This window comes from Microcoleus sp. Pol12B5, assembly GCF_036701335.1.
Taxonomy (GTDB): domain Bacteria; phylum Cyanobacteriota; class Cyanobacteriia; order Cyanobacteriales; family Microcoleaceae; genus Microcoleus.
The window spans coordinates 1-8,945 of sequence record NZ_JAUBQQ010000036.1; the positions used below are offsets into that span (position 1 = coordinate 1).

The following is an 8,945-nucleotide window of genomic DNA, read 5'->3' on the forward strand; positions in this document are numbered from 1 at the left end:
TGTCGGTTGATGTTACCCACTCACAAAAGCGTTCCCAGACGTTGGCGCTTTCGCGCTGCTGTAAGGTTGTTGTCATTGTTTTATGATTGCTGTATTTGGTTGTCAATGTTCGGATGATGTTTATATTATTAACGGTGTTGTTAAGGTTTGTAAAGGGGTTTGACGACAGTTAAACTGATGACTGTGATTAGGAAAGCTGATGTAAGGAGAGACAGGGGCGTAGCTGGCGGGGCCCGACGCCATTGCCCCCGCGCGAAAAGATGAAGATAGCGTGCATACGCGGCGCACCTCAACCCTAACGAACGGGAGCGCTCGGAGGCGGAGAAGGTAGAGGAACAGGAGCGAGGACAGGTGGAGAGGCAGGGATGCGAGCAGGTGGATAAATCCTGAACTGCTGGAGTTGCTGTGGCGTGAGAGATCGCAAAATTCTCAGTCCGAGGGTGTCTCTGGAGATGCTTAAAGCGTAGGATGGCTCCAAATACGGGCGGAAATTGGATTTGTTGTTCAAATAGCTTTCCATGAAAGCTAGGCTGAGTCCGCTGAGGTAGCGGCGGGCTAAAACTGGTTCCGGCCCAATGACCTCTGGTGGTGGCAAAAAGAGGCTTTGAGGGGAATCCTCAATCGTTGAGAAGTGAGTCCCGTTGTTCATCAGTACCAGATATTTGTTGGGCGATGTCAGCCATGTGAACGGTTGAATTTGTTCGAGCAAAGCGGGGGCGACGGTATCGGCGCTGCCTGCGATTAGCATGACTGGGATTTGGATCTTGCTGAGGTTTGTTTCTCCGAGAATGCTGCTAACGATCGGGTTAACGGCGATCACAGCTTTGATGCGCGGGTCGCCGAAATTGTACTGGTTGCGATCTAGGCCGCGGGCGCGGCATTGCAACAGTAGGGAGAGGTTCCAACTATCGTTTTCGACTCCGCAATCTTTGTCTAGCTGTGCAAAATTAATCCCCGCCCCGGCTAATGCTAAAGCCGTATAGCCCCCGAAAGACTGGCCGATGACACCGACCCGCTGCAAGTCGAGCTGCCCTTGATAGGCAGGATTGGTGGTAGAAAGTTGGGTTAAATAATCGAGCAAGTCTTTGATGTCGAGGGGGCGGTTGATAAATTCTGCTGGTTCTGCTACTTCATTCGCTCTGCCTGTTACTAAGTTTTGGATTTGTTGGGCGTTGCTGCCGGGGTGTTCGGGGACGGCGACGGCAAAGCCGTAGGAGGCTAGATGTTTGGCTAAATACTCGAAGGAAAGGCGATCGGAACCTAAACCGTGGGAAATTACTACTACTGGGGCCGGTTGCGGGCTGCCCTGTGGCAGGTAAATGTCCATATCAAACGTGCGAGGGCGATTTGGACTCGTCACAGTTACCGATGATTTTTTCCAAGTATAGGGGCCAGGTAGCTGGGGCTGCAGCATTTCGGCGGGCGGTATGGCGGGTTCTGAGGCTGCTTGTGCTTCGGACAATTGAGCGACTCCGGCGATCGTCTGATTGGAACGGTTGATCAGCGATGTCAGCTCGTTGGCGATACCCAAGGCGCGGGCGATGTCAATCCTGATGCCATAGGTGGGGAATTTCCGCAGCACGTTGAGAATTGTCAGGCCTTCTGGATCTGAGGCTGCTAAAATCAGGGCGGCTCGGATGGCATAAAATCCAGGCTGCCGAGCTTTGGTTTGAATTACTCGGCCCAAGCGTCTCAGCAGCACTTCTCCTTGAGGCGTGTAAAGGAATTGGGCGATCGTCACCTGGCTGATTTCAGCTTTCGCTTGCAGGGCGGTGCGAATCTCAGCTAGCTGAGATTCTTTGACGTACTGAGCGAAGCCGTCCAAGTTTGAGTCTATTTTGCCTTCTTTGGCGAAAAGTGCCAGAGATTCGATCGGAACTGATTCTTCTAGCGGCCCGTAAGTTACGTAAATTCGCTCGGCACCCATTGCCGGTGCGGCAGTGCAAACAGCAGTGAATGCAAACAATCCTAGGTATTTTTGGGCGATCGACCGCCGAGTGCGAAGGGCAGCAGTGGAGAGGCTCGAAAACAGACAGTTCATAACTTTCACACCTAGGACTTCTAATAATTAGTCGGTGAAATGATGTAAATTGTTTCGCCAACATTTAATGCCAAGAAATCGATCTGTTGCTTCGGATGCTTCGGAAATTAGGTTATCTTGGAAAGCATAGCCAAAAAAGCAATTTTCTGACCTGACAAGACTAGCTGAAATTTAAAATTCAACACCGAGGGGTCAAACCTATTGGAATGCCCATTGATTATTTTTTCAGCTATGCAAGATATTTTCGATCAAGTTTGTAACTACAGCCTGAGTGGGAGAATTTATGATGTTCAATGCAACTGCTATCCTGATTGACGCTTTTGTGCAAGAGCTGCAGGCCGGCTACCGTCGCACCTACGGCAAGTACAAGCCTGACTACCCTGAAATTATCGCCTGGGCAGGGACTATGGCTCTGGAAAATATCGCTAACTGCGATGCTCTCTACCACAATGTGGAACACACAATGCTCGTGGCTTTGGTGGGACAAGAGATTCTCCGGGGCAAGCATATTCGCGAAGGCGGAGTGTCGCCGGAAGATTGGCTGCACTACCTAATCTCGCTGCTGTGTCACGATATCGGCTACGTCAAAGGTGTTTGCCGCCAAGACCAAGAAGCTGTGGGACTATATGCTACGGGTATTGACGGGGGCATGGTTTCTGTGCCGATCGGCGCAACTTCAGCCAGTTTAACTCCTTATCATGTCGATCGAGGCAAACTCGTAATTGACGAACGCTTCGGCGGCCACACATTAATTGATGCCGAACAAATCAAGCGCAATATTGAATTGACGCGCTTCCCAGTTCCTGCTAGCGAAACTCATCAAGACCGAAATAATTATTCTGGACTCGCTAGGGCCGCCGATTTGATCGGTCAGTTGAGCGACCCAAATTACCTACGAAAAATAAGTGCTCTGTTCTACGAATTTGAGGAAGTCGGCACTAATAAAATCTTGGGCTACAAGTCTCCGGGAGATTTGCGGCAAAATTACGCCAAGTTTTATTGGAATGGAGTTTTTCCATACATTCCAGCAGCTTTGAACTACTTGGAATTGACCCAGGGAGGCAAACAAATTATTGCCAACCTTTACGCCAACGTATTTCAGGTAGAACACGCTGAACCGCTCGCTTTCACCAAACCGAACGCTCAAGAATTCACCAAATCCCGCACCAATAGCAACTTGAACGGCGAAAAAGATGGTGCGAATATTCAACATTCCCTGTCCGGGGAAAACAAGAAATTTACCGAGTTCCCAGACTTAAATTTGTGATCATTTACGCCCAGAATGGGGCATCTATAAAGGCGAGTCAGTGGATTTTAAAATTGATAATTCTGTGTGATATGTTTGGCGCAACGTTCTGCTTTCAATCAGTCGAAGGATTTGAAATTTAATCCATAGATGAATCTGGGATGTTAAACAAGAGTCGAAATTTTAGGCCGACAGGCGTTGCCAGTCGGAAATTAATTATCCGTTTTTTGGCAGCGTGATAATTAGGATAAGTTTTGATTTTTTAGTTGCTGGAGATTGGTTTTTAGCTCAAATTTAGATTAATTATCTCAAATCTAAAATTGCTCTGGCAGCAGATAGGTTGCTTACTCCTTTTTTTTGAGCTAAAATTAAGAGTTATCATCAAAAATTTAACATCGAAAATCGAAAACCTTAAATTGATATGGCAGCAGAAATTCAGCAGCAAATTCAACAGTTGAGGCAGCAGCTACAGGAAGCTAGCTATGCTTATTATGTTCTCGATGCGCCGATCATGCCAGATGAAGTGTACGATCGACTTTATCGCCAGTTGCAAGAATTAGAATCAGATTATCCTGAATTAATTACAGCCGAAAGTCCGACTCAGCGGGTGGGAGAACAGCCTGCTACTCAATTTTTTAGCGTCAAACACAATATTCCTCTCTACAGTTTGGAAAATGCTTTTAATTTTGAAGAATTTGCTAAATGGCAGGAACGCTGGCAAAGGGTAGCACCTCCCCTAACCCCCGGTCAAGAAGAAAATGCACCCCCCCTAACCTCCCCTGATCAAGGGGGGGGACTTGATGGAATAACATCTTCGATTAGCAATCAGGAAAATAGGGAAATTATTCCCCGCCTTAGCAAGGGGGGGTTGGGGGGGGTTTCCTATGTTTGCGAATTGAAAATTGACGGCTCTGCTTTAGCGTTAACCTATGAAAATGGAATTTTAGTTCGCGGTGCGACGCGGGGAGACGGCATTGCCGGAGAGGAAATTACTCAAAATGTCAAGACTATTCGCTCGATTCCTCTGAAGCTCAATTTAGATAATCCGCCCCCTGTTGTGGAAGTGCGGGGAGAGGCTTTTTTGTCTTTAGCTGTGTTTGAGGAAATTAATCGGGAACGAGAAAAAGCGGGGGAACAATTGTTTGCTAATCCTCGCAATGCTGCGGCGGGTACGCTGCGGCAGTTGGATTCTAAAATTGTGGATAAGCGCAAATTGGATTTCTTTGCTTATACTCTACATTTAGATCAAAGTAACGAGGGTAACACGCAGTGGGAATCGTTGGAATTGTTGCGAAGAATGGGGTTTAAGGTGAATCCCAATCGCAAAATTTGCTATTCTTTGGATGAGGTTCGCGAGTATTACGAATATTGGGATACTGAGCGACGGAATTTGCCTTACATGACGGATGGGGTTGTTGTTAAGATTAATTCGGTTGGGCTGCAAAAACAATTGGGTTTTACTCAGAGGTTTCCGCGTTGGGCGATCGCCCTGAAGTATCCCGCGGCAGAAGTGCCTACAATAGTAGAAGCTGTCACAGTGCAAGTAGGCAGAACCGGGGCTCTGACTCCTGTAGCGGAACTCAAACCGGTGCAGTTGGCTGGGACGACGGTTTCGCGGGCTTCTCTTCATAATAGCGATCGACTTTCCGACCTAAATCTCCATATTGGCGATACTGTGATTGTCAGAAAAGCTGGCGAAATTATACCAGAAGTTGTGCGAGTTTTGCCGGAACTGCGCCCCCAAAATGCTCAACTTTTCCAAATGCCTAGTTGCTGTCCCGAATGCGAACAGCCTGTGGTTCGGGAAAAGGGGGAGGCCGTTACTCGCTGCATCAATACATCTTGTCCAGCAATTTTGAGGGGTTCGCTGATTCATTTTTGCAGCCGGGATGCTATGGATATTAACGGTGTTGGCGAAAAGTTGGTGCAGCAGATGGTTGATAGCAATCTGGTGCATTCTGCGGCGGATTTGTACGATTTGACAGCGGAAAGATTGATGACTTTGGAACGCATGGGTAAGAAGTTAGCAGAAAAGTTGGTAAGTGCGATCGCCCAATCGAAAAATCAACCTTATTCGCGCGTACTTTACGGCTTGGGCATCCGCCACGTCGGCAGCGTGAATGCTCAATTGTTAACAGAAAGGTTTGCAAATGTGAAAGAGTTAGCATTGGTATCGGCGGCATCGATTGAGGGGGTTTACGGCATCGGGTCGGAAATTGCTCAAGCTGTTTATCAGTGGTTTCGAGTGCCGGCTAATCAAAGTTTAATTGCACGGTTGAAAACTGCCGGCTTGCAATTGCAGTCAGAAGTGAAAAATTCCAATTTAGCCAGCACAAATTTACAACTTGCAGGCAAAAATTTTGTGCTGACGGGAACTTTGCCCACTTTAAAAAGAGATGAAGCTAAAGATTTGATTCAAAAAGCAGGAGGTAAAGTCACAAGTTCTGTGAGTGCTAAAACTGATTATGTGGTTGTGGGAGAAGATGCGGGTTCTAAGTTGGAAAAGGCTCAATCTTTGGGGATAAAACTACTTTCGGAATCGGAGTTATTAGAACTGCTATCGAGACCATAAATGATTGGTGAAAGTCAATATATCTCTCTTTTTTCTTTCTCTGCGCCCTCTGCGCCTTCTGCGGTTCGTAAAAAAGCTGATTCACTTGAGCCGTTTTCCGAGAACATCGCCAACCATTCTATTTCCCTAGGTGGAAAATAGCCCATCGCGAATTGGGCAATACCTCAAAAGGCATAGAAATTGCGCTCGCACTTGGTCAATATACCTACTTCCCCGGCGGTGCTGCCCGCATCGGTTGTCGGTACAGGCGAGTTTTGCTAAAATTTGATAAAGTTTGCAATAGCGATGGCAACTGCCAGCTTAGCCAAATCCCAGCAATCATAGGAGATACATTATGTCGGAAATTCCAGCAGAACAAACACAAACAAACTTGACAACTCCAGAAATAACTACCGAAAGCTCCATTTCTGGAGTGGAAAACGTGAAAAATAGTTTGGGAAACGTCCTAAATAGTTGGAAGTTGAAAGCAGGATTAGCCGTTGCTGTACTTTTGGGAGTTTTGCTATTTGCTTTCTACTGGCAGCATATGATTGCAGTCGTAGGTATGAAGAGTTGGTCGGCGCGATCGGGAGCTAACCCGATCGAATGTATGGTAAGAGATACTAATAACGACGAGTATGTCAGTTGCAGTGCCCTCCTAGATCAGCAGATTGTTCCTCTTGAGTGCAGTTCGAGTTTGTTCAATATCGGCTGTCGAGTCAATTACGGAACTGCCGCACCAAATCCGAGACAAATCAACCCTAGATAGACTATCTGCGGGTTAGAGATGATTGTTGAAGGAACAGATTGGTTACTTAAAATATGGGACTTACAAAAAACTCCCAACGTGAAAATACTCCAGCAATAAAGAGCGGAAAACTCTTGTTTTTCTTGTTGTAAAATAGCAGGTAAGTCTACTTACCTGCTATTGCTATTAGGTAATCTGTGATAGATGATGTGCGACAGTATATTGACGAGCCACAGGTTTTTGATGATATTACTTTGGTGGTGATGAAGCAGAAATAGAGTTCCAAATCCCCTGGATTGGCCGTTGAAATTGCGGCAGCCACGGGCGAACCGCCCCAACCACCCCAAGCGGGCATTGCTGCTACTGTAGAAACTTTCGTCCCTAAGAAGCGGAGACAGAAAGATAAAAATGGCAGCTTACCAAGGGCTTCCGATCATGGTGAAACTACTCCAATAGTAAGGATGAGAAAAGTTTTGGTTTGTTTGTTGTAAATTAGCAGGTAAATTTAACTTGCCGCCTGTTGTTACTAGCTGTCCATTTTCTAGCCGCACTTTACCGGACATTATTGCTTGTTGAGCCAGTTGTAAAGCTTCTGCCTTAGTTGTTGTTCCTCGCAACTGGTGGTAAAATTCGCTCATTAGCCCCAAAGTGCCTCCATCGTCAACATACCACAAACTCCCTAAAGCAGATTTTGCGCCGGATTTTACTGCTAAACCTCCAAAACCTAACTCTGCTTCCCGATCGCCCATAGCAGTTCTACAAGCACTTAATACTAACAAGTCTACCTGCGGATTGCGCCAATTCAAATTCTCCATGCGATCGAGCTGCAATTTGGAATTCCACATTTGAATGTAGGAATTGCTCGCTTTTCCCGGTTTGAATTCAGCGTGAGTTGCTAGGTGAACGATCCGAAATCCTCCCTTGGCGTGTTCCGACGTGAGATTATCTAGAGTGAAAGTAGAATTGAGGTAAGATGGGCCGTGTCCCTGATCGGAAATCGCCTGCAATTCGATCGGCACACTGGGCAAGGGCTGTTGGTCAACAAATTCTGACCTTCCCATTGCTAGCACTGTGGCGTCTCTCACAGGTTTATAATCAGTATTAATCGAACTAAAACTTGGAATTAGGCTGAAACTGTATTTTTCAATCAAGAAGCCTTTACCGTCGTGCAACGCGGCAAAAGGCAGGCTCCGCAATCCGGGATCGACTGACAGTAATAAAGTTTGAATTCCTAAGTTTTGTAAGTCTTTTTCTAGGGGTGCGATCGTCCATTTATATAGTTGCTGGGCGGCGGCTAGATAGCTGGTACTATCGCGTTTTGCGGGATTGGTGATTTCATTGCGGAACTCCTGGACGGTGGGGAAAAGAGCTGCTCTGTTGGCTTCGGGGACGCTGTAGTGAATCGGCCACCCGACGGGAGGAACTAAAATTAGTTCCAGTCGATCTTCTCGCGAGACTATGTAGATAATACCAGACCGCTTGCCGGTTTGCTGTTCGATATTTTGTAAAGTTTCTTGGGATGTCGAAATCAAGGTTTTTTCCTCTAGGAGGTTGGCTTTTACCCCCAGGTATTCTGCAAATTCTTGATTCCTCATTTCTTCGATTCCCCAGACTGTTTTCTGTATGTCGTTACCTTCAAAAAGTCGATCGGGAGGCGGGGCGTATCCCAGAACTAAATTAGAAGTAGGGTTAACTGTTGGTGCTTGTTGGGATGCGAGTGAAGAGGCTACGATGCCAGCGGGTAATTGACTGGTGATACTTTGATCGATGGTTAAAACTCGATGATCGGCAGCAGCAACACCGAGATTGTCTAGCGATCGACTTTCGGGGCGTTTAAAGTCTTGTTCATCGGAGGTTGACGGTTCGGGTGTGGGTGTATCGGCGGCTGTGGGCGATTTTGGTGCTGTCACAGGTGTGGGCACTTGTATTTCCGTAGGATCGATCGGAGTTGGAGTTACCAGCGGAGTTGGAGTTACCAGCGGAGTGGGAGTGACACTCGGAGTCGGAGTTGGAGTTACCAGCGGAGTTGGAATGACACTCGGAGTGGGAGTGGGAGTGACACTCGGAGTCGGAGTTGGAGTTACCAGCGGAGTTGGAATGACACTCGGAGTCGGAGTGGGAGTGACACTCGGAGTCGGAGTTGGAGTTACCAGCGGAGTTGGAATGACACTCGGAGTGGGAGTGGGAGTGACACTTGGAGTGGGAGTTGGAGTTACTACCGGATTGGGAATTTCACTCGGAGTGGGAGTCGGAGTTACTACCGGAGTTGGAGTGACAACTGCAGTTGGAGTTGGAGTTACTACCGGAGTTGGAGTGACAACTGGAGTTGGAGTTGGAGTTACTACCGGAGTTGGAGTGA

At 47.2% G+C, this 8,945-nt stretch carries 5 protein-coding genes; 3 read left to right on the plus strand and 2 right to left on the minus strand.

Annotated elements, in window-relative coordinates:
* Window positions 1-295: 295 nt before the first annotated feature.
* Window positions 296-2,041 carry an alpha/beta hydrolase gene (locus QUA24_RS16325; RefSeq protein ID WP_333230762.1) on the minus strand — a complete coding sequence of 582 codons (1,746 nt, stop codon included), beginning with the start codon at window positions 2,039-2,041 and terminating at the stop codon, window positions 296-298.
* A 286-nt stretch (window positions 2,042-2,327) separates the two neighbouring features.
* Between QUA24_RS16325 and QUA24_RS16330 the strand changes: the two genes are divergently transcribed.
* The 3 genes from QUA24_RS16330 to QUA24_RS16340 all read left to right on the plus strand — a co-directional run bounded on the left by QUA24_RS16330 (window position 2,328) and on the right by QUA24_RS16340 (window position 6,607).
* Window positions 2,328-3,308: an Npun_R2479 family HD domain-containing metalloprotein gene (locus QUA24_RS16330; protein ID WP_333230784.1), complete on the plus strand. Its 981-nt coding sequence runs from the start codon at window positions 2,328-2,330 to the stop codon at window positions 3,306-3,308.
* Window positions 3,309-3,708: 400 nt separating this feature from the next.
* Window positions 3,709-5,859 carry an NAD-dependent DNA ligase LigA gene (ligA, locus tag QUA24_RS16335; protein ID WP_333230763.1) on the plus strand — a complete coding sequence of 717 codons (2,151 nt, stop codon included), beginning with the start codon at window positions 3,709-3,711 and terminating at the stop codon, window positions 5,857-5,859.
* A 334-nt stretch (window positions 5,860-6,193) separates the two neighbouring features.
* A complete protein-coding gene (locus tag QUA24_RS16340; protein WP_333230764.1) occupies window positions 6,194-6,607 on the plus strand; it encodes a hypothetical protein in 414 nt (137 codons plus the stop codon).
* Between the two features lie 395 nt (window positions 6,608-7,002).
* Here QUA24_RS16340 and QUA24_RS16345 read toward each other — a convergent pair.
* Window positions 7,003-8,945, minus strand: a 1,943-nt coding sequence (locus tag QUA24_RS16345) for a CHAT domain-containing protein (protein WP_333230765.1), incomplete at its 5' end; no start/stop codon positions are given.